The sequence below is a fragment of the uncultured Sulfitobacter sp. genome, from assembly GCF_947502895.1.
Lineage (GTDB): Bacteria > Pseudomonadota > Alphaproteobacteria > Rhodobacterales > Rhodobacteraceae > Sulfitobacter.
On sequence record NZ_CANNBM010000005.1, the window covers coordinates 1 to 24,889 of the forward strand.

The following is a 24,889-nucleotide window of genomic DNA, read 5'->3' on the forward strand; positions in this document are numbered from 1 at the left end:
GCGCGGATCGCCAGATCCTCACGCGGTCGCCAGACCGCGGCCAGACGGCCCGTCGCTTTGCCCCCGAAATCGGAGTTATCATCGTACCGCAGGGCCGCGGACAGATCGACGTTATTTTCCAGACTTGCCAGCAGCTCGGCTTTGATACTGGTTGTATCCTCGGACGCGACAGTGGTATTGCTATCGAGGTTTTCATCGGTGCGGTCGACACCAAAGTTCAAAGTCATACCGTTGCCCAGATCAGCAGATCCCAGATAGGCAACTTCACGGCGCGATCCTTCGATCGTGGTAAGCGCGCCGCCCCCTGTCTGACGGTCAATATCGAATTGGGTGTAGCTGAAGGTGTGTGTTACCGCCCCTGTCTCAAGCGTGGTGTAGACCCTCGCGCCACGTTCCTGCGTGCGGTTGATTTCGAACAGATTGCTAAAGCTGTCAAATTCCAGAAAGCGGTCGCGGTAAAAGATCGACGCGCCCACTGTCGCTGTATCGGTCGCTTCAAACTCACCACTCAGGGTGACTGTCGTCTGGCGGAAGCCGTCCTTTTCATCGTTCGAGGCTTGCGCACTGATGCCATCTGTCTTGATGCGGCTATAGGTTAATGCAATCTCGCCCCGTTCAGATTTCTGCCCAATCCCAAAGCTGGCTGACTGCGTGTCAAAGCTGCCTGCTTCGACATTGTACTGGCCCGAAAAGCCCATTTCGGTAGGGCGGAAGGTAGAGATATTTACAACCCCGCCAATCGCCTCGGAACCATAGAGCGCGGACTGCGAGCCTTTAAGGACTTCGATCCGGTCAACGCCTGCACCGATCAACCCGCCGAAGTTGAACGAGGTCTGTGTGGTGGACGGATCGGTGACATCAATCCCGTTGATCCGGACACCAACATAGCGCGATGACAGGCCGCGAATAGCGATGTTTGCCTGTGCGCCCAATCCCCCATTGGCGGTAGACGAGATGCCTGGAAGACGGGTCAAACGTGTAATCACGGAACTGTCTTGCGTGCCTGCATCGACGCCCTCAAGCACTTCTACAGTGGCACCCGTGCGCCCCTGCTCCACAGGTGACAAATTGGAGGAAAAAACGATTGTGCCCAGATCAAAGGTATCTTGGGCCAGTGCGGGCGAAAGCAAAAACGGCGTGACTGCCGCAGAAGCGAATAAAGAAAAGCGAAGCATAGTGTAACCCTCGGGTCAGGTCCGGATCGGACCAATCAGATGAACGTGTCATTTGAGGGAAGCCCCCCGCAGACGGTGAAAACACCACGCGCGGAAAAACCGCAGTTCTGACGCCCCACGCGCCCGAACAGGGTGAACACCTCGGCAGGTCTCCTGACTCGCGGGTCAATGCTCGGCCGGACCTTCCCATTCCGCAATGCGGGACAGTGGCATTTACCGGCTTCGCTCTCCGCCTACAGTTGCGGGGGCAGTCGTGGATTTGGCGAATGCGCCGTACCACGTTCCCTTTTAAACAGACGGCTGACCGTCCGCACCGAAGTGTGCGCAATTTCGCTTACCCGGCATAGAGACGCAAGAACTATCTAGCGACCTGAACACGCATCAGCACGTTTGCAGTCCTAAATGTGCAAGCGGTGTCAAAAAGCGAAGGTTCTGTAACACGCACCGACACGGTCAAAACAAAAAATGGAGAGCTGGCGGCGGAAACATCCCTGCCCCGCGCGCCAAACGATTCTGTAGGGACTAGAACTTGGCAATGAAGTTCACAAAGACGCCTTCATCATCATATGTCAGGTCGGTCAGATCATCCGAGAAGCGGCCTGTGTTATACCCGATCCCCAGCTTTACGTTGTTGCCGATATGACGGTAGGCCGCACCCAAAACGCCAAACTCGGAAATGCCCGCATCGGAAGCATCCAGATAGCGCCCCTCGATCAACAGATCCCATTTATGCGTCAGGTGATAGCGTGCATTCAGCACGGCCAGATAGGCATCATTATCTGCCAGCGGGATCGTATCGTCAGGTGCCGATTGCCCCCAACGCCCGCCCAGCTTTGCACCCAGGGTCCACTGCTGGTTTAGATCATAATCGGCATCCAGCGAAAGAACATGGCTTGTTTGACGCGGCCCGCGTTCGGTTGAACTGTCGATGTCCTGCCCAACGGTGTCTTTCAAATAGCGGTATTTGAACAGCAGGTTCAGACGGTCGTTATCCACAGGCCGGAATGCATAGCCGACCTGCGCATCCACATATTCGCCCGACTGGATCGAGCTGTTGTCAGTATCCGTATCGGCATAATCCAGCGAGAACAGCAAACGCTGGCTCTCATCGATCTTGTAGCGAGCCGAGCTTACAAACAAGAAAGCATCACTATCGCGGTTGCTGCCCGACGTCTCGCCACGGTCACGGCGGAACTCGGCGCGAGCGCGCCAAGATAGGCCACCTTCATTTTCGTACCGCGCGCCCAGCGACAGCGCCTTGCGGTCAAAATCACCGTTAAATGTGTCGCGCACTTGCCCGTATTCATAGCTGCCCGACAGGGTCAACTGTTCGGTTGTGCGGTATTCAACACCGTAAACGCTGGTCAGCGACTTGTGGCGGCCAAACATATCATATGTGTTCTCGCCATACACATCCACATCCGCGCTCAACGCGCGACGGCCGCCCGCCACGTATTGTCCACGGTCCCGACCAACAAGATCAGTACCCGAAAATTCACGACCCGGGTCAAGGCGATACCCGAAATAGACATTGTCCGTCTCGTTGCGCTGATAGGTCAATAATGCCGATCCGGCAGCACCCAGAGATCCGTCCGAAATCTCGCCGTCAAACGTCCACTGCTGGGCAAAGCGGTAGCGCACCCCTGCGCCTACACGATTGTTTTTTTCCAGACCACCTGCACGGTCTACCGTGCCTTGGCCGTAGACATACCACGCAAAATCTTCGCTTTGCGTAATGGTTGCCCGCAAGGCCACATCGGTACGGCGGCCATTCTCGTCCGTGTCCCCCGCCGGTGTCCACCGTTCAAGATGCTCCGCGCCGAATTCCAGCTTAACGCGCTCGGATAGCAAATAGGCCAGCTCTGCCCCGCCTTCGCGTTTGATTTGCCCGTCAGCATCCTCGAAGCTATCGAAATAAAAGCGGTACGCCATGCGCTCGGAAGCCTGAACATCAACCGAAACGCCCCACAGTTCTTCGTCCACGCGGGTCTCGTAATCCAACGTCGAAAAACCTGCATCACGGGTCTCGTAGTAGGCCGAGAAAGTGCCGGGCAGGCGAAGACCCACGTCTTCAAAGTCAATCTGCGCGCGCGCGGCGAATGCCTCTCCGGTGCCATCGGTAACTCCGGCGGTGGGATCGCTTTGCACAATCAGGCCACCATCCGTCGAGAAGGTTGAACCAAAGCCCGGCCCTTCTGTTTCGGCGTACTCAAGCTCCAGATAACTCCGCTCGGACAACTCCCACAACAAATCGACCGATTGCGCCCGCTGATCGGCTACGTCTGTCTGCTCGACAATGCCCGTATAGCCGAGGCGGACGTTATCACCGACCCAAGCCTCGGCACGGCCACCATAGCTGTAGCCATCCACATCACCCGCAACGGGAGTGTATTCATAGTTGGCCACCAGCAGCACATCAAAATCACCACCCGCTTGGGTAACAACTGTGCCTGCATTTGCAGACGAGGTTAGAGGCTCTGCCAGCAGGATCGTACCTTGCACATAGTTGATCCGGTAATCCCGTCCCGCAGTGAGTGTGCGTGTTTCGACAACGCGACCTGTGTCGCGGTCACGGATTTCTATCCGCAGTGTTTCGGAATCGACCGAGATATCCTGACGCTGCAAGAAATAAACCGATCCACCTGTGCCAAGGAAACTCTCACGGCCTGGCAGGTTGTCAGGGTTGGCTGCGTATAGTTCCAGCGCAACGCGCGACTGGCCGCGCGACGTGGTCTCGGGGCTGCGGTAGACACCTTGCAAGCCATACAGCTGGCGTTCGTTGCGCAGGTAATAACCGCCCTGCACAGTCGCCTTGTAGTTCCCCCACATGATGTGGCTGCCATTGCGTTCGGCGCGCAGGTAAAATTTGCCGTCCGTCGGCGCACCTTCCTCATATGTGCTGTCATCACCGTATGTGGGATAAGCGTTTTCGCGCTGTAACCGCAGCAGCACATCGCGCGGATCTTTCTCATCCAGCTTGCGGAAAATGTCTGACAGCTCTTCCTCGCCCGTATCGACGGAGCCTGTCAGCACCCAACCGTTCTGCGTTTTGCCCTTGGCATACCCGGCAATACGGCCATAGCTGAAAGTCTTGTCATACTCAGCCCCTGCCGCATCAACACCACCCTCAAGCCGCGCGCCATACGTCAGATCAACAATCGCGGTGTAGAACCATTCAGAGCGCGGAATCAGGATGTCACGCTCGATATATGTATCCTCACCTGCGCCGGTGACACGCACTGCAACGGCCTGATCACCCGCAGGCAGAATACGTTGCAAAACAAAGGCACCAGATGCATCGGGGCGGATCTTCTCGCCCAGCGTATTGACTACGGCACCGGGGCGCACGTCTGTACCGCTGATTGTCACTGCGCCACCGTATACCGGGATACGGCGGATACCCCCTGCATCTACACCCAGCTCGGGCGGGGTATCGAAATCGCTTTCCTCTCTGCCGCTTTGCGGACGCAACGGCATCGGGTTCGTCTCGTCAAAACGACCGTTCGCATCATAGACGCGGTAAGTCATAATCAGGTTTTCACCTTCAGGCACGCGCAGACTGGCCGACCCATTTGCTGCAATCGGAACTGTCTTCACCACACGCGGGCCGCCGCGCGCTGCTGTGTCGATCACGCGGATTTCGCCGCGCGTGACGTAGGCCGGATAGTTCATCTGGCTTTGCACATCCATCACTTCACCCGCACGCGGAGTGCGGGCATTGGTGATCAGTGCCGTCAGGCGTGGCTCTACTTCAAGACCGTCGAATTGCACGCGCAGTTTGGCACGTTCCAACACACGGTCTTGCCGTGCCTTGGTCGTGGACAAGCGCGGATCGCCCGACACAGTCTTGCCGTCAATCGCAATGCTAAAGCCGGAGCCTTCCTGCGCTTGGGACATCACGCTCATCGCGAATAGGGACACACCCGTCAGGATCGCGAAGCGGGGAAGTTTGAACCGTTTAATCATCACTTTTCCCTCACTTCGTTTTCGTCACTGTTTTTTCGATCACAAGCTTGTATCTGCCTTTGCCTCGCCAACGCTGGCGGATCAGTTTCTCCATTCCGCGCAGGCGCGCGCGGCCCAGATCGGGCGCTTCGCCATTGCCCAGAACATAAGTGAGGTGCAGGACCGATGGTGTCGTCGCAATCTGGCCAATTAGCCCATCCACCGCGCCCGACAGGGTCGGCTTGGGCGCTGTACCACCGCTGACAAATGCAGCAGCTGTCAGATCAATATCCACCACATTGCCCAGACGCGCGCCAAAGTTCATCTTGGCAAACTTACCCGCTGTCAGGCGCACCACACGGGGATTTTCCGTAGTCACGCTATAGCCTGTAGGTAGGGTTCGCGTATCCAGCTTGAGCATGAAATTACTGCCGATGTTGCGCGGCAATGCTGCACAGGGCAGTGAATAGCGGCCATGCTCATCTGTCGTGATCTTGATCCCGTCTGGTGTCACCAGACGCACACCCGGCAGGCCCGGCTCGGACTGGTCTTCGCGCTGGGGGATGCGATCAAGCTTGCCGAACTTGCCGCCGCCAACATAGCTGTCCTCGATGATCGGCTCGGGCAATGTGCCGGGTCCGTCCTGATAGCCATTGCCGTTGCGGTCATCAAAGACACGGCCGATTACATCCGAACAGTCAAAGACATGCTCTGGCTCAATCCGAACAATCGCTTCAGCTGTGTTAGACAAGGCCCTGCCAAAACGATCCTCAAGGAAGGTGCGGTTGGTGCGCTTGCCAAACTCACCTGTGCGCGCAACCCGCGCAGACAGCGTGACAACGGTGGTTGCACCTGCGCCCAGATCGCTACGCCATTCCAAACGGCGGCCCGCTACAGTCGGGTCAACCGCCACGCCATCCACGCGCCCCGAACCCGGGGTATAGAGCATACCCGATGGCAACATATCGACGATACGTGCGTTGGGGATCGCGACAGTCGTGTTGTTGGTAAAGCTAAGCGTGTAATTTACCGTCTCGCCAAATACGGCGCTGCGGCGGTCTACACTCTTGGTGGCGACAACATCAGTCAGCCCTTCACAGGTACGGATCGGAATGTTGTTACCGATCAGGATCGGATCACCCTCAGCAATGGTAAAGCTGGTGAAGAACGGATTGGCGCTTGCCGAGAAATCGGTCAACAGACGCGTTTCACCCGCAGGAGAGGCACCGATCACACCCACAGACGCAGGTGCATATCGCGTTGCATCCAGATTGCCACCGCTCTGACGTGCGGTCGAGGCTTGGGTACCGTCAGGATAGGTCAGCCCTAGCGAATAAGTACCCGCCGCCGTTACAAAGAACTGATAGGTCCCGTCATTGCCGCTGCGCACGATAGTGATCGGGCCAGAACTGCCGACACCTGTTTGCGTGAACCCACCACCGGACACAGTAACCATCCCACCCGTCAACAAGCGGCCATCATCCTCGCAATAGAATGCACCTGTGGGATCATAGTCGAACCTGTCGGGCGTACCGTCGCCATCACGGTCGCTGGTCGGGCTTTCTAGATAGTCGGGGATGCCATCGCCGTCCTGATCGGTTGTCTGCACAATTGCATCGTCTTCTGTCGGAATGGCCAATTGGGACGATATCACGCTTGCCGTGTTCGGCGCTGCAGGTTGCCCTGCAGCCGCTGCATAAACCAGCGTCAGGGTTATGGTCCCTGTCTCGTTCGGCGCAAGGGTTGCGTCACCACTCAACAATGCAGTCTGCGAAGTGCCGTTATACGCCGCATTTGCACTGCCGTCCGTAAAGCCTTCGATGCGCACCTCTGGTGGATAGGCTTCTGCCAACAGTGTCGCCGGAGCCACGAAAGCTGCCAGATCGTCGCTTACCTGAATACCCGACTGGGTGATATTGCCCGTGTTGGTAACCGAAATAGTGAATGTCGCACGCTCAACCGTGGGAAAGATCAGCGTATTGGTGCCCGCATCCTTGCTGATGTCAAAGCTGGGCGCGGGAGCGACCATCACCACAGTCGGATCGTCCAAACCCACACCATCGTCATCCGAAATCTCCAGCAATGCCGCACCTGTTGGCGTCAATGCCCGAGCAGTAACAGTATTGATCAAACCACCGATATCCACGTCAGACTGCGTCAGCGGCACATCAACACGGTAGGTTGCTGTTTCACCCGGAGCGAGCGAACCCGCGGGTGACGCAGGCGCGCCATCTGCACTGACGAAAACCACACTTGGGGCTCGGGCACTCTCGCCCTGCAGATCGGTCGTGCTATCGGTCAGGTTTATGCCATTCAGCGTTACATTGCCTGTGTTGCGCGCTGTGATCAGATATTCGACCACTTCGCCTGCCCCACCACCAACGACTGGCGCTGTTTTGATGACTTCCAGACCAGGGGCCAGATCAATCATCACAACAGTCGGATCGTCCGTGAGGTTTCCATCCGTATCAATACCGTTGTTCGACAACCCAGTGACAGCGTTACCCGCCAAGTCAGTGCTGGTAATCAATGCGCTGTTTGCAAGGCCGCCTGCATCGATATCGTCCTGCGTCAGCACATGGATCACACGCCAAACTGCAGTCTGACCCGGTGACAAGAGATCAGGCACATTTACTGCAGTCACATCCGCAGGCACAGATGTACCATCAATGCGGGTCATGCTATCATCCGCGCGCAGGTCCGAAAGATCCTGATTACCTGTGTTGAGCGCATCAATCTGGAAAGTAACGGTTTCACCCACCTGATTGCCTGCGCTGACAACTGTTTTAACAACGCTCAGCTCCGGTGCGGCTGCCACAGTGAATTCCGTCACATCGCTTGTGGTATCCCCGTCACTGTCTATGCCGTCATCAGACAAATCGCTCAGGGCTTGCCCTTCTGGATCGCGTGCCGTGACACTCACCTGATTGCGCAGTCCACCGGAATTCAGATCGCTTTGGCGCAAGGTTCGTGTGGCAGTGTAAATCCATGCTTCACCCACATCCAGAATGCCATTCGCATTTGCATCACTGGTCCCACGCAAAGCAAATGGCGCGTCCAGCGTGATAGTCGCCCCTGCAAACGTGCTCATCGTGTCGATTATCGCAACGTCGGTCAGGCTGACATTGCCTGTATTCTCGACCTGCAAGGTAAACGTAACAGAAGCACCCGCAACAGAAGCTGCAGCGCCAACTGTTTTCGTCGCTTCTAGGCTACCTACACGCGTTGGTCCGTCAGTAACGATTGTCACTGTATCGCTAGCGTCCAAACCACCAGGAGCGTCCCCTGTCACCGTGGCCGTGTTCTCAATTGTGCCTGCATCAACATCGGACTGCTCGACCACCCGCATCATGGTGCATCCATTGTTGACCGCATTCGGGGTCAATACCGGAATTGTACACTGATAATCCGCATCCATGACGTCGGTGACAACAAGATTGGTCAGAGTCACGTTGCCCGTATTCTCGACCTCGAACAGATAGGTGAGCGTGCTTCCTACTGCCCCAAATGGTGCCGGTGTTGCAGTTTTGGTCAGGCGCACCGAAGGTGCGGCGGCAGGCATATCAACAACCAGCGTTTGCTGTGCCTCCACAGCATTACCTTGTGGTGTGATACCACGCGCATCGGCAACATTTGTCAGGCTCCCAGCATCTACATCTGTTTGCCGCACAACATACGAGCCGGAACACACGAGGGTTTCACCGCGTAAAAGCGTGTCCTGCGCACAGGTGAAATCGTTGAGCATGGGGTCAAGGACCGAGACCCCGCGCAACGTCTGGTTGCCGCTATTCGTTGCGGTCAGCGTATAGGTCAGCGTCTGGCCCGCTTGCGTCACCGGCAGTGTGGCCACTGTTTTCGCAAGTGACAGCGCAGGAGCGATATCAGCCTGCACTATAACTGCACTGGGCGGTGAGGTGACAGGCGTGTCATCTGCGCCAAACAGGGTCTGAGCGAAGGCTTCGTTCACCACAAATCCTCGGTCCAGATCGGCTTGCGTCACGGCATAAGTGCCGCCGCATGTCACGGTCTCACCCGCTGCCAGATCAGGATCGGGGGCGGACGGATCAAAGCAAACCACTTCGCCGAACAAACTGTCAGTTACCGTCACCTGCGAGGCAAAAGTACGCGTGCCCGAATTCGTGACAGCAAAGCTATAGCTCAACACATCGCCAACATCAGAGAATGTCGCATCCTTTTGCGCGGTTTTAACAACGCTGAGTGCGGGGATACCCTGATCGGGGATCGTTTCGGATGTCAGCGGGGATTGGGTCGTACCGTCTGTCGCACTTGCCAAATTGGTAACACTACCCAGATCCACATCTGTTGCCGTGACGGAATAGTCCGCGCGGCACACATATTCAGCACCAGGTGCAAGCCCATCTGCTGGGAAGGCGTCACAGGTAATGTCGCTTGCAGCAATGATATTATCCGTCACAATGACGGTTTCCGAGATTGTCACATTGCCCGTGTTGGTCGTTGTGTAAGTGTAGCTCACGACAGCTCCGGTCACGAAATCAATCGAAGAGATCGGGCTGGCCACCTTGTCGAGTGCCAGCGATGGCATCTGCTGTGCAAGGATGGTTGATGTCGCGGGTTCGGAAATTACGCCATCGCTGGCAGCTGTAGCAGAATTGTCGATCTGGCCTGCATCAATATCCGCCTGCGTTACTGCATAGCTACCAGTACAGGTCAGCATTTCTTCGGGTAACAAACCACCTTCAGGCACCAAAGCACAAACAATCGCGCCACCAGCTTCAGTAATAAGCGGATCATCAATGCTGATCGGCCCAGCAAGGCTGATGTTGCCTGTATTGGTAACTTCGAAGACGTAATCAAGCGTCTGCCCTACAGTGTCATAGCTGGCCGGCGCGTCATCATCCAAACGCTTGAGCAAGCCAAGCGCAGGCGCGGGCGGAACAGTCAGAACGGTTGGGTCACTCTCTGAATTTCCATCGCCATCGTCGCCATTATCAGTGACATCCGTCAGCGGTGAGCCGACAGGCGGCGTCCCTATTACGCGTGCAGTATTTACAATACCACCTGCATCAATATCGGCCTGAACCAGCGTATAGAACGCGCGGTAAGTCGCTACTTCTTCTGGCAACAACAGCCCAACAGAAGACCCTGCGGAGGCACCGACAAATACCGGCTCGCTGTCCAGCAAAAGTGTTTCGCCATCTGCACGCGTAAGTGTATCACTGGCCACACCAACATCTGTCAGGCTTACGTTGCCAATGTTACGGATTGCGATCTCGAACCCGATAACACTACCAACCTCTGGCGCACCGGATGCGATGGTTTTGACACCTTCGATCGCAGGCATGCTGGGGATAGAGGTGGTGGTTGGGTTGGTCTCACCATTGGCTGTGATCCCATCATCTGATGCATCCAGCACAAGTGCATTATCAGGGGCGACACCGCGTGCAGTAACCTGATTGCTGATACCACCCGCGTTCACGTCTTCTTGGGCCAGTGTATACTGCACAGCGTATGTCCAGATTTCACCAACTTCCATTATGCCGTCAGCGTCCGCATCACCGCTGACAAATACAGGGCGCGGTGCGGGCGTTACCGTTGCCCCATCCAAACGGCGCAACGTGTCGATCAGAGTGATGTTGCGCAGGGTCTGATTGCCCGTGTTGGCCACAGTGATTGTATAATCCAGCACGTCACCCGCCAAGGGCGGTGTAGAAAGTGCGCCCTCGTCTACTGTCTTGATAACAGTCAGCGCAGGGGCGCTCATTTGCGGCGTTACCTCAAGCGTGTCGGTGAAAAGCGGTGTGCTGCCATCGGGTCCGGTAGCTGTGACCAGCGCCGTGTTGCGCAACACGGTTTGGGTGTCTACGTCTTGTTGTGTAACTGTATATTGGGCGGTGAAACGAACCACATCATCTGGCGCCAAACTGCTCCAACGACCGTTATCCGCCACAGCATCGGTACTATCACCGGTAGGTACAATATCATCAGCAAGGCGATCGCCCGTTACAGCCAGTGCAACTGTCCCCGCAGCAGAGGTGTGCATGTCGCTCACGATGACGTCGGTGAGCGTCAGGTTGCCAGTATTGGTTACCGTATAGGTATAGGTGACCACATCACCCGCGCCGGCACCTGTTACCATATCGGCTGTCTTTTCGATAACAATCTGTGGGTCTGCGATGGCAGGAACAGTCACTGTGGCTGTCTCCGACCCGATGTTCGCAGGCAAGGGTGCCTCGTCTGAAAAGGCACGCGCAATATTGGTGATCTCGCCCGCATTCATATCCGCTTGGGTCACCACATAGGGGGCTTCACAGCGCAGTACTTCACCGGGGGCAAGCCCTGCTGCGGGGATCGGAGCACAGGTGACATTCGCAATACGGTCATCCGTCACCTGCGGCTGTGATGTCACAGTAATGTTGCCGCTGTTTGTCACCAGATAGAGGTAATTGATCGTCTCGCCCGCCGCAGTCACCTGCAACACGTCAGCCGATTTGGTCAGGCTGAATGCCGGCACATGATCCGGACCACGCACAAACAGCTCGCCGCTGCCTGTAACGGCAGGTGCATCGGGTGTCGCCGCGACAGCAGTGCCGTTAGCAACATTAAGGAAACCACCAAACGGTTGTACGTTGCCATTGACTGCGTTCACGTCTTCCTGCGTTGTCAGGTAGCTTACGAGGCAGCTGCCGTTTTCCTGAGAAGGCGCAAGCGTGCCAATATCGCAGCTGGTAGGCGTTGTGATACGCGCATCACTCAGCTCTACGTTGTTCAGCGTCACATTGCCTGTGTTCCGCGCAGTCAGGCGGAACTGGATTGTCTGGCCAGCTGCCGTAAATGCCGGCTGACCATCAGCAGGCGCAGGGACAAGCGTTTTGACAATCGTCAATTCAGGCGCAGGCGTCACAACCGGTGCTGCTATCTCATCGCTTGCTACGACAGGAACACCTTGCGGTGATTGACCTGCGACACTGGCCAGATTGATCAGCGATTGCGCGTCGACATCGGCTTGGGTCACACGGTAGATGCCTTCGCAAACCAGCGCCTGTTCCGGAGCCAGCACAGTGTTTGCAGGAGCTGCCAAACCATCCACAGTACAGGTAAGCTGGGTGAGCATCGCGTCACTAATCACCACACCATTGATCGTCTGGTTTCCAGTATTCATCGCTGTCAGACGATAGGTGATGTCTTGACCAACAGACACAACGCCAACGGGTGCTGCGATCTCTTTTGCGAGTGATACCGCAGGCGCTACATCGCCTTGTACGGTCTTGGTAACCGCAGGAGACAGCACAGTGACCTCATTCGGTGTACCGGGTGCAAATATTGTCTGGGCAAATGCCTCGTTCGTGACAAAGCCGGCGTCAAGGTCCGCTTGCGTAACCGCATAGCTGGCCTCGCACGTCGCGGTTCGGCCAACGCCAAACACCCCGTCAGCAGCGGCATCATGGCACACAATCGGAGTTGGGATACGGTCATCCATTACCGTAACATCTTCCGTCAGACCTGTGTTGGCGCTGTTGGTGACGCTGTAGGTATAATTGATGATATCGCCAACGGTAGCGAACGTGATGTCGCTTGGCACGCTGTCTTTTGTGACACTCAGCGCAGGGGCTGCATCAACAGGATAGATCGCACTGTCGCTTGGAGATACGACAGGCACACCGTCAAAAATACCCGACGCCGTAGCCGTATTGTTGGTAGAGCCCAGCTGAAGGTCGGAAACCCGCAACGCATAGCTGCCTGTACATGTGAGACTTGCCTGTGGTGGCAGCTTGCCGTTGGGCAAAGCGGGGCAAGTAGCATCAGCGGCCAAAACATCATTGATTGTAATCGGACCATCGATGGTGACGTTACCCGTATTTGTCACGGCGAACTGATAGGACAGAACACTGCCAACATCGAATAGATCAGGAGCAGCACTGAGCAGTGTCTTTTCCATTGCCAGTGATTTGGTCTGCACTGCAGGTACAGTGGCCGTCACAGCAGGTGATTGGACGGGGGTGTTGTTGAACACTGCCTGCGACGTCGCCGTGTTTGTGACTTCGCCAAGGTCAAGATCTTCCTGCTGGGCGGTCCAGATATGAGAACAAGAAACGCTGGCCTGCGGCGCAACTGGGCCCGCTGCACATGCAAGGCCAGTACCAATCTGATCATCATCAACAGTAACCGGACCTGCCAGTGTCACGTTGCCCGTATTGGTCACGGTAAAGGTATACGTGATCTGGTCGCCCACCGCCGAGAAGCTGCCAGGCGATGTAGGCGCGATGCCTTTCGCCGTTATCAACGCAGGTGACTGCGTAGCAGGAGACGTGATTTCGGACGGATCGGTAGTAACCGTTGTGCTGATTGGATCACCCGGCGCGACTGGCAACAGTGGCTGCGTCACCGTTGCCGTGGCGCTGTTTACCAATGTGCCTTCATCAAGATCGGCCTGACCAACACGGTAGCTGCCTGTGCAGGTCATGCTGGCCCCTGGCGCAAGCGGTGGCGCAGGACAAGTCACCCCGCCCAAAAGCTGTGCATCAATGATCGGATCATTAATCGTAACCGGCGCTGTCAACGTAATGTTGCCCGTGTTGGTCACAATAAACTCGAACGGAATGATCTGGTCTAGCGCGTCGAACGGCACTGGCGCGCCAGATGCAAGACGTTTGACCATAGCGATATCAGGCGACCCTTGCAGGTTTACCTCCACCGGATCGTCAGAGGTATTCCCATCACTGTCATCGCCATCATCAGCGCGGTCACTCACCGGCGTGCCATCGGGCGCAGTTGTCTCGACCAGTGCAGCGTTGCGCACACCGCCTGCATCAAGGTCTTGCTGGGTCAGCGCATATTGCGCGCGATATTCCCACGCCTCGCCCACATCGATGCTGCCCAATGTACCATTATCTCCGCTCCGCAAAGTCGGTATGAGGGAAAGTGTCGTGCCATCACGGCGCGTGAATGTATCGGTCAACTGCACATTGCCCAAGGTTACATTGCCCGTATTGCGCGCAGTAATAGTGAACTCAATAATGTCACCCAGGCCCACCGGAGTCTGGATGCCGCTTGTATCGGCAGTTTTCGTCACTTCCAGTGCTGGCTCGTTCGGGATGATCGTGACGGTCGGATCACTTTCTCCTACGCCCGGCGTTGTATCATCAGACGCGTCGCTAATCGTGCCACCGCCTGGCAGATCACCACTGGCAAGCGCCTCGTTGCTAATCTGGCCTGCATCAATGTCGATCTGGGTCAACGCGTAGGTGGCGGTATAGACCATCACCCCGTCACCAACAGGCAGATCAAGCGCTGCACCGCCACCGAGGGGCGCACCACCGCTTTGTAAAACCGGGACAGGCGCGGTGCCCGATCCACCAAAGGCTGTTTCGGTGATTACAGGATCAAGGACCGAAACATTACCCGCATTGCTCAGCGAGTACGTATAGGTGACAACATCGCCAACCGAAGCAACGCCATCACTACCAAGATCAAGTTGCGATGTTTTGACCAAGCCGATTGCAGCGGCTGCGGGCAGATCCGTAACAGTCGGGTCGTCATCCGCAGGAGTGCCAGCACCATCATCAGACACATCGCTTACGGAGGTATTTGCCGGATCAACAGCAGCACCGATTGCCGTGTTGGCCACACCGCCTGCATCAATCGCAGATTGGTTCAGTACAAATTGTGCCAGATAGGCCCATGTCTCGCCCACATCCACGCGGCCGTCACCATCCAGATCGCCCCCGTCGAATGTAGGGCCGCTTGTCAGCGTCAGTGTATTCCCGTCAGCATCAACCAGCGTATCGGTGACCGTCGGATCGCTCAGCGTGACATTGCCCGTATTGATGAGCGAGATCGTGTAATTGATCACATCTCCAACCTGTACAGGGGTACTCAGGTTCGGCGATGCCGTCTTAACCGTTTGAACTGCAGGAGCGCGCACAATCGGAGTTTCTGTCGGAGCGTCACCATCAAGATCGGCGGGATCGGACAGATCGCTCAGGTCGTTCCCTGACGGGTCAGTCGCACTTGCCGTGGCCTGATTCACTACAGCGCCTGCGTCAATGTCCTCTTGGGTCAGTGAATACGTCGCGGTGAAAATGATCGTATCACTGCCGACTGGTAAATCCAGCACTGCCCCATCGCCGCCGAGGGCCACACCGCCGTTTGCATAAACAGGAACCGGTGCGGTGCCCGTACCAGCAAATCCCGTTTCGGTCACAATCACATCAAACAGGGTTTGGTTCCCTGTGTTCGTCACGGTGAATGTATAGGTGATGGTATCACCTGCATCCGCACGGCCATCGCTGCCAGTGTTGACGACACCTGTTTTCAGCACATCGAGATCAGGATCAGTCCCAAAGGTCGCAACTGTAGGATCGTTGGACGGATCGCTGTCGCCATCCGCGCCATCGGTTGCACCCGCATCGTCGTCAGATGTGTCTGATACATCGTTGCCATCAGGGTCTTTGGCTACGGCAAGTACCGAGTTGCTAAGCCCGCCCGCGTCGATCGCCTGTTGGTCCAGCGCAAAGCTAGCGGTGTATTCCCAGACTTCATCAACGTCGAGCGCACCATTCGCGTTTGTATCCGTGCTGGGATCAAGCGTTGGTCCTGCTGTCAGTGTCAGCGTCTCGTTGTTGGAATCCAGCAGCGTATCCGCAAGCAGCGGGTCGGTCAGCGTCTGGTTACCCGTATTTTCCAGTGTGATCGTAAAGTTTACGATATCGCCCACCTCAGCAGGCACATTCAGCGCCGAGGTGTCTGCACGCTTTTCTACAACCAGCATCGGGTCAGCGGTCAGCGGCACCATGGTAGGGTCATTGGACGGATCATTGTCCCCGTCTGCGTCTGTAGCAGCGGCATCATCATCAGATACATCAGTAATCGGCGCCCCGTCTGGATCAGTCGCTGTTGCGGTAACGGTATTCGATATTCCACCCGCATCCAGCGCCTGCTGGTCCAGATCGTAAGAGGCAAGGAAAACCCAGGTTTCGCCCACATCGAAGTCGCCGTCTGTATCGGCATCGCCGCTATCATACGCTGGCAAAACCGTGAGCGTCAGCGCCTCGCCATCTGCATCGGTCAATGTATCGGCCAAAACAGGAGCACTCAGAGTCTGGTTGCCTGTATTTGTCACTTCGATGGTAAAGCCAACCTGCTCACCCGCGCGCGGCGGATCGCTGAGCGCAGATGCATCGCTACGTTTCTCGACAACCAAGGCAGGCGCAGTCGTGAGCGCAAATGGTGTGGGGTCATTCGCGGGATCACCATCACCATTGGCATCTGTAGTGCCGCCATCATCATCCGAGACATCAGTTACGGCATTTCCGTCAGGATCGTTTGCGGTGGCTTCTACCGTATTCGCAATTCCGCCAGCATCCAACGCAGGTTGGGTCAGGTCATAGCTTGCCGCATAAGTCCATGTTTCCCCCACTTCCAGAATATTATCCGCGTTACCATCACTACTTACGAAGGTAGGCGCGACTGTCATGGTCAGCGGACCACCATCCGCATCGGTCAGCGTATCAACAAGCACAGGTGCCGTCAGGGACTGGTTGCCATCGTTGAATACAGTAATGATGAAATTGACAGTGTCGCCCACAGCTGGCGGTGTCGACAGATCGGTCACGCCGATCCGTTTTTCAACTATCAGCGCGCCTTCTCGGCCCAATTGCGTTACGGTTGCATCCTCTGCCCCGTCGCCAGTGCTGTCATCATCAGAGACATCAATCGCTGGGACGCCAGCTGCACTGACGCCTGATGCCGTAGCCTGGTTACTGATTTCACCCGCATCCAGATCAATCTGGGTCAACGCATAGGTAGCGGTAAAGGTCATTGTGCCAGAACCGACAGGCAAGTCACGAATACCAGCAACCCCACCGAGGTCAGCGCCACCGCTTGCATAGATTGGCGTAGGATCGGTGCCAGAACCGCCGAAGGCTGTTTCGATTACAGCTACATCCAACACATCCAGAAGGCCGGTGTTGGTGATCGTGTAAGTATAGGTGATCGTATCATCAACATCCAAAACACCGTCGCCGCCATCATCCGTCACAGCCGTTTTCACGACCGCAATCTTGGGAATGCCATTGAGGATAATATCAGGCGTGACCGCGTCATCGCCGACAGGGTCGCCCTGCGGATCATCTGCAGTCACCGAAACCGCATTACGGATTCCACCTGCGTCGATTGCAGGTTGGGTTACGTCATACCGCGCTTCATAAACCCAGGTTTCACCTACATCCAAACGGTTGTTATTATTGGTATCACCATTATCAGACGTTGCCAGTGCGGGCGTAACTGTCATTCGTACAGTATTACCGTCAAGATCAGTCAACGTGTCAGTCAAAGCAGGCGGATCAAGCGTCTGGTTGCCAGTATTGGCAACCGTGATGCGAAACGGCACCTGTTGTCCAACAACCGCGGGCGTTGTGATATTCGAGATATCGGCGGTTTTGTTCACTTCGATCGACGGCGCTTTGGGTGCGGTCGTAACCGATGCACTATCCTGATCTGTTGGCGGCTGTGTGCCTGTCGGACCATTGGCCCGCACCGTTGCAATATTGCTCAGCGTGAACTGCGCATCAATGTCCGCTTGGGTCACGCGGTAAGTCGCTGTAAAGGTGACGACATCGTCGGGACCAAGCGTGCTCCATATCCCAGCCGCGGCGCTGTCAACAGATGTTCCGATTTCCTGCACATCCGTCGTGAGCGTATCACCACCAACCGCCAGCGTTGACACTCCGTTCGCGGCGGTGTGCTGGTCGTCTACGGTCACATCAGTAAGCGTGACGTTGCCCGTATTTGTGACAACATAGGTATAGGTAATGTCCTCGCCCACGGCCAAAGCGGTGGCAGGCGCAGGTGTTTTCACAATCGAGACACCCGGTGTCTGTGTCGCATCGATGGTAAGAGTTGCTGTATCATCAGGTGTGGGGACAACCTGCGTGCTCGTTATCGTCGCAGTGTTGGTAACGCCACCCGTATCCAGATCAGCTTGGCTCACTGGATAGGTCGCGGTGCAGGTGTAATCTGTCAGCGGTGCTAACCCACCACTGGGGAAAGGCGCACAGTCAAATACGCCGATCTTGTCATCATTGATTTTCGGCACTTCTGTCAGGGTTACATTGCCAGTATTCGCCACCAGATAGCTATAAGTCACCACTTGGCCAAAGGTATCAATCAGCGCGGTGTCAGCTGTTTTAAGCAGAGTGAAATCAGGCTCACGATTAGGACCGCGCACAAACACGTCGCCGCTGCCGGTGATTGGATCAAGTGAAAGGTTATTGGGTGTAGCAACGACATTTGCGGTATTGGTAAATCCACCAAAGACACCGTTACCGTCCGTGTTTATATTATCAATGTCACCCTGCGTAATCGTATAGACAAACTCACAGCTGTTATCGGTGTCGCCTGGCGCAATTGGACCGACTGTACAACTCGTTGGCACAACCAGACGATCATCTGTGATCGTCGCTGTTTGTAAAGTGATGTTGCCGGTGTTCTGCACCGATACACTGAACGAAACCTGCTCGCCCACTGCGTTAAAATCAGAGCTGGAGTTGCCAACACGGTTGATGGTTTTGGCGACCACCATCGTGACCAAAGGATCTACAAGCGTCAGTTCGTGATCATCCGTGTCGCCAACAGTCACACCTTGGGGGTCGGTTGCCGTGGCTGTGGCGGTGTTCACAAGCACCTGCGCATCCACATTTGTCTGGGACACTTGATAGACACCTGTACACTCCAGCGCGCCACCGGGGGCAAGGTTTACGTTAACGGGTGCAACTGTAGAGCCGGGGTTAACGAAACAGGTCAGATCAGGGACTAAAGGATCGCTAAGCGTCACCCCGAACAGTGTCTGGTTGCCTTCATTCGTAGCTGTCAAACGGTACGTCAGGTTTTGATCAAACACAGCCCCATTAGGGATCGGCGTTATCATCTCTTTAAGAACTGTCAGCCGAGGCATTTCGTCAATCACCACAGTTGCATCCGCATTGGGCGATACAACTCTGGTTGGTGTCGGGCTGAGAGGGGCGAACACAGTCTGCGCAGTGGCATTGTTGGTGACAGAACCAAGATCAAGATCGTCCTGCTTCAAAACATAGGTAAATTCACAGCTGACCGAGCTTGCGGGCAACGGGTTTGTCGGATCAGGACTACTGGGAAGATTAATGCTGGCGGGCTTACATTCAAGCGGGCCAGTGATCGTGTCGTCCTCGATCAGGATCTGTCCATTCAGGCCCACATTGCCTGTGTTGGTCACAGTATACCGATAGGTCACAACATCGGTGGTGCTATCATAAGCGACCGTGCCGTCAGCAGGTGTAGTTGTAACGGGCAGCGCCACTTTCGTAAGCGTCAAAGCAGGTTCTGCATCGACAGGGAAAATCGCATCATCGCTTGGGGATGTGACAGGCTGGCCACTGAACTGGCCTGTGACTGTTACCACATTGGTCGCAGCGCCCAGATCAAGGTCATTCTGGGTTACATTATGCACGGAAGTACATTCGAGCGTTTCACCTGGAAGCAGCTCGTTGTTCGTCAGTGGATCACAGGTGAAACCCGCAGGAAACGGCACAAGACTATCGTCGAAGGTGATCGGCCCGTCGATTGTCACGTTACCGTTGTTGGTAACTACAACATCATAATTCAGCTGCTGCCCGAGATTGAAGCTGGCGTTTGCCGGACCGCTAAACGTCTTTTCCACAACCAGTGACACCGTCTGGATCGCATTTACAGTGACGCTATCTGGTGCTGACGCAACGGCGATGGATACGCCAGTCTTGTCGATAAAGGTTGTATCGGCTGTTGCGACGTTCGTTACCGATCCGTCATCCAGAGCGCCCTGATCTGCTGTATAAATTTGCTCGCATGTCACAGACTGGGTCGGGGCAAGAGGCGGTGTGCCGCAATTCAGCGTGCCCGATATTTTGTCATCACTGACCGTCAACTGGTTAAGCAAAGTAACATTGCCGATGTTTGTGATGACATATTCAAACGTGATCTCGTCATCAACAGCATCATAGCTGGCGGCGGAGCCTGTCTTGACGCGCTTGTCGATCCGCAAGCGCGGTGTCTGTGTACCCTCAATGCGTACAGTATCAGGCGCAGAAGTGACCGTGACAGCTGTAGGACCATTTAAGGTTTGCGAGATAACGGGCTGTGTGACGGATGCTGTGGCAATATTGCTGATGAACCCTGCATCCAGCATCGGCTGTGTGACGGTCGCACTGGCAGTACACAGAATGGAATCGTTGATCGCAAGGCCCGCAGACGGCAACTCTGGGCAGCTTACCGATGCAATCTGATCATCTTCGACGGTAATTGGGCCCGTTAGCGTAATGTTACCGCGGTTAAACACGCGGTAGGTGTAATCGAGGGTCTGGCCAAGGGTGTCGAACGTACCGACAAAGGTCGTGTCTTTGTCGATCGCCAACGCAGGAACCTGCGGCGGGCCAGAAACTGTAACAGTATCTTCTGCACGGACGGGTGTGCCCTGCCCCAATGACGCGCCAGTCACCTCGGCAGTATTGGTGTAGCTGCCAAGATCGACATCGGTCTGGTCGAACGATTTGGTCGCCGTCAGGTTCGCACCACCCGATCCAACCGAACAGGTTGTGGTCGTGGCACCTGGCAACAGATCATCTAGGGGGCAGGAAAAATTCAGGTCGGGGTCATTCAGCACCAAACCTGTGAGCGTGACATTCCCTGTGTTGCTTACCAAAAAGGTATAGTCTTCACTGTCGGTCGCCGTTGTATATTCACCGTCAGTGCTCAACTTGGTGATGCTGATACCGGCAATCTCGGCAGGTCCGGCCAGCACAGCGGTGGAGGTCTGATCCGCAGGATCCCCCACACCCGCGGGTGCGTCTACCGTGATGCTCGCCGTGTTCGAAATCTCGCCCACGTTAACGTCAGGTTGGGTGGTGACATAGCTGGCAGTACAGCTGCGATCGGTCGCACCGGGAGCGAGCGTTGGAATGGTACAGCTGACAGGCGAACCAAAGAACGGGTCGCTGATTTCCAGATTGCTCAGCGTGACATTGCCCGTGTTGACAACAGTGAACAGAAAATCGACCGTCTGACCTGCAGCGGTAAAGGCCGCAGGGGCTGTTTTCTCAAACGTGTAGGATGCAGCACGCACCGGCCCGTCAATATCAGAAGTGTCAGTTACCGTGGCAATCTCGCTAGAACTGAGCGTGGCAGTGTTGATCACCTCGCCCGCATCGATATCAGCTTGCACAATTGTGTGTTGATAGCGGCACGTCCGGTCAGTCGAGCTGGGCGCAAGCGTGGCAATGATACAGCTATAATTTGCATCAAGGCTGTCACTGACAAGCAGATTGGTGAGCGTTTGTGTGCCTGTATTCTCAACCTCGAAAGTATAATTGATTTGCTCGCCAACGGCGGCAAAGCTGTTGATATCTGCCTGCTTTTCGATGGTAGCCGTTTTTACCCCAGCGCCCGCCTGCAATGTAGCAGTGCTGCTATCTGTTGCTGTCTGCTGTGGGCCTTGTACGGGTTGGGCGGTGACACTGGCCGTGTTGGTAAATGTTTCAAGGTCGATATTGCTCTGACTGACCGCGTAGGTGCCGGTACAGCTGTCGCTGCTATTGGGCGCAATATCCGAGAGTGTACAGTTTAGTTCAGGGATCAACGGGTCGGTCACGGTGGCTGTGCGCAGCGTGACATTGCCTGGATTGGATACAATAAAAGTATAGGTGAGACTTTGAGTTACTGTGTCGTAGGTCGCTGGGCCTTGCTTGGCCAGAACGACCTGCGGGTTGGCGATAACCGGCACAGTCGCACGTGCTGCGTCCGATGTGATCGTGCTGGTGATCCCGTTGTTCAAAAACGGGAAGCTGGCGGTCGCCGTATTAACAACTTCGCCTGCATCAAGCTCGGGCTGAGTGACGCCGTTGCGCGTACCGCTACAGGTAAAGCTGGCACCGATCGCCAGCGTTGTCGGCTGGGTACAAACAGCAGGCGCTGACAAAAGCGTATCATTAATTGTGACAAGCTCTTCTGGGTTGCGCAACACACGGTCGCCAGTGTTGGTCACAGTGAAGGTGTAGTTGATGCTATCTGTCAGCAAACCAACCGACGGAGTTGTTGCCACTTTGGCCAAGGATACTTCGGGGTTGAAGTTCGGCGATATCTGCGCGCTTACCTGATTGGAAGTTGTGGATCCTGCGAATGCAGTTGCGGTGTTCACGACAACACCCGCAGCGACATCATTTGCTGTCAGCACATAGTCCGCCGTGCAACTTTGCGTCTCACCCCGCGCCAGCGGTGCAGCAAAGCATGTGAAGCTGCCGATCTTGTCATCGGTAACTGTGATCTCAGACACGCCAATGCTGCCTGTCGAGATACGGACATTCCCCGTGTTCTGAACATCAAATGTGTACGTCACGGTATTTCCGGCCGCAAAATCTGCTGCCGCGACTGTTGGTGCCGTTTTGGTCAGCTCTATCGCAGGCAACTGTACCGCAGGCACAGTGACATTGTCAGAATTTGAGGTGACTGTCCCACCATCGGGACCGGCAATAGTTGCAGAAGCTGTTGCCGTATTTGTAACACCGCCTCTGTTCAGATCACCTTGGAGCGTCGCATAAACAGCTGACTGACACGTGATAGATGTACCCGGCGCAATCAATGTCGCCGGACAGGTCACACCAACGCGATCATCACTCACAACAGGGCTCAGTAGATCGACATTGCCAGTGTTTGTCAGAATATAGTCATACTCAAGCCCGGTACCGACAGCGTCGAACTGGCTGGGGGACGATGCATCAAGCTGCTTGTCCAGCGTCAGGCCGGTGGTTCGCACAGCAGGTACAGTTGCCGTGGAGGTATCGCTGTCGCTCATGCCAGCAATGGTAATTTGCGCGGTTGCAGTGTTTTCAAATTCACCAGCGTTGATATCAGCCTGCATCACGCTGTAGCTGGCCGTACATGTCACACTATTGCCCGGAAGGACGCGGCCCGCAGGGCAAGTAACTGCACCAGCACTCGGGTCCGTAACCACAGGCGCCGCGGGAAACGAGACATTGCCCGTATTGCGGACAACCAACTGATAGCTGATCACATCGCCCACCGCATCGTAATCACTGGTCAACGCCGTCTTGGTCAACTCCAGCGATACGTCAGCAGCAGGACCAGGCAAATCGACTGTATCGGTTTGCGTGATCCGCCCGTCCAGCGGCGTGTCAGCAGAAACAGTGATTGTATTGCTTAGCTCATCCGCCGGATTGGCGACAAAGTCATCCACGTCCGATTGCAAAACCGTATAGCTACCAACACATGTGAAATCCTCGGTCGGGGCAAGGTCGGGCACATTACAGGTCAGCGAGGGGATCAAACTGTCGCTCACGGTAAAATTGCGCAACGTGACATCACCATCATTGCGGATCAAAAAGCTATAGGGTACCGAAGTACCCGCATTGCCAAAGCTGTTCAGGGTCGTGGACTTTTCCACAAACAAGACGGGGTTCGCTGCTGGTCCCGTCACTGTCACCGTATCAGTCAAAGAACCGAGGTTGCCAAAATCTGGCACACCAGTCGCACTGGCGATGTTTGTGATTTCCTGATTATCGTAGTCTTCCTGCGTGATCTCGTAGCTTGCCGTACAAACTGCAAAATCAGCCACACCACCGGGATTTGTATCCTGAATGATTGACTTGTTACACGACACTGATGAGATCCTGTCGTCCTGCACTGCCAGTTGACGGATCGGCACAGAGCCGATGTTGGTGACAGTGTAGGTGTAATTTACTGTCTCACCCACCGCAGAGAACGTTGTGCGGTCTGCTGACTTATCCAGCGTGTATCCTGGTGCGACAGTGACAATGTCAGTGTTGCCAAGGGTTGGACCACGGGTAAAATCCCAGTAATTGTCGTTCGGGGATTGGTCAAATACCTGTGTTGATGTTTGACCAGTCGTCAGAATATTCGCCATCAGAGCGGAATTAGTGCTGCTGAACCAGCCTGTGTTAAAAGTTCTATTGCCAAATCCGTCGACCTGCCCAAAGCCGGTGGTGCCACTGGTATTGGTGATCTCGGTGCGCACATCAGACCAGTTGCCAACTGTAAAGCCATTCAGGCGAAGCGTGATTTCGTCTTCGTCAAAACCACCGACCTGTGTATCACCATCATAGGCCGAAAAGCGTATATAGACATTGGAGAGCGCGCCGCCGAAATAATCCGAACAGCTGGAAAAGCCACAATCAAGCTGGATAGGGTCATTAATTGTAAAGGGGTTACCCCGAAACGCACGCGGGCTACCGTTGTTCTGATACCCCACAAAAGCGCCAGTGGGATCGGAAAACTGGTAATAGACGTTGCCGTTCACCCCAACCAATACAAAGGCGACACCGCCCGCCTCGGGGTATTCGCTTGGCAACGACAGAGACGTGCCCGGCACCGTGGAAGTAAAGTTTGTCGCGTCCGCTGTACGCGCAGCTGTCAACGCAAATAGAACCACAAGCAGCAAACCTGCTGCCTTACACCAATTAAATCGCTTCATCTTATAGCCGCTACGCAGAAGACACTTCAGCTATAACGTGCCACATCACGGGCAAATTCTAGCCTTATATCAGCCGCGCACCTTCCCCAGTAACGCCCCAGCTTTCAGCGGGTATGCAGATCTGATGCTGTTTGGGGCAAGGGGAATAATTAACCTTTTAAACACCCTAATCACTTTTCCGAAATCTGTTGCAACAATTCCCCTCAAGCGAGAACCTACATGCACTTTCCTGCAAAGGCAGATTGTTGCCCGTACCCCATATCGGGTATGCTTTTCA

Annotated in this window: 3 protein-coding genes and 1 riboswitch; all 3 genes read right to left on the bottom strand. The window is 55.4% G+C overall.

Going from position 1 to position 24,889, the window contains the following annotated elements; translation table 11 throughout:
* Window positions 1-1,175: TonB-dependent receptor plug domain-containing protein (locus tag Q0903_RS16725; RefSeq protein WP_299417214.1), on the bottom strand; the 1,175-nt coding region annotated here is incomplete at its 3' end.
* Window positions 1,176-1,300: 125 nt separating this feature from the next.
* Window positions 1,301-1,508, bottom strand: a riboswitch (cobalamin riboswitch).
* 189 nt (window positions 1,509-1,697) lie between these two features.
* The gene (locus Q0903_RS16730; protein WP_299417216.1) at window positions 1,698-5,141 is read right to left on the bottom strand and encodes a hypothetical protein; all 3,444 of its coding nucleotides are present in this window, start codon (window positions 5,139-5,141) and stop codon (window positions 1,698-1,700) included.
* A gap of 10 nt (window positions 5,142-5,151) precedes the next feature.
* Entirely contained in the window at window positions 5,152-24,612 is a 19,461-nt protein-coding gene (locus Q0903_RS16735; protein ID WP_299417217.1) for a hypothetical protein, read from the bottom strand.
* Between the last annotated feature and the right edge of the window lie 277 nt (window positions 24,613-24,889).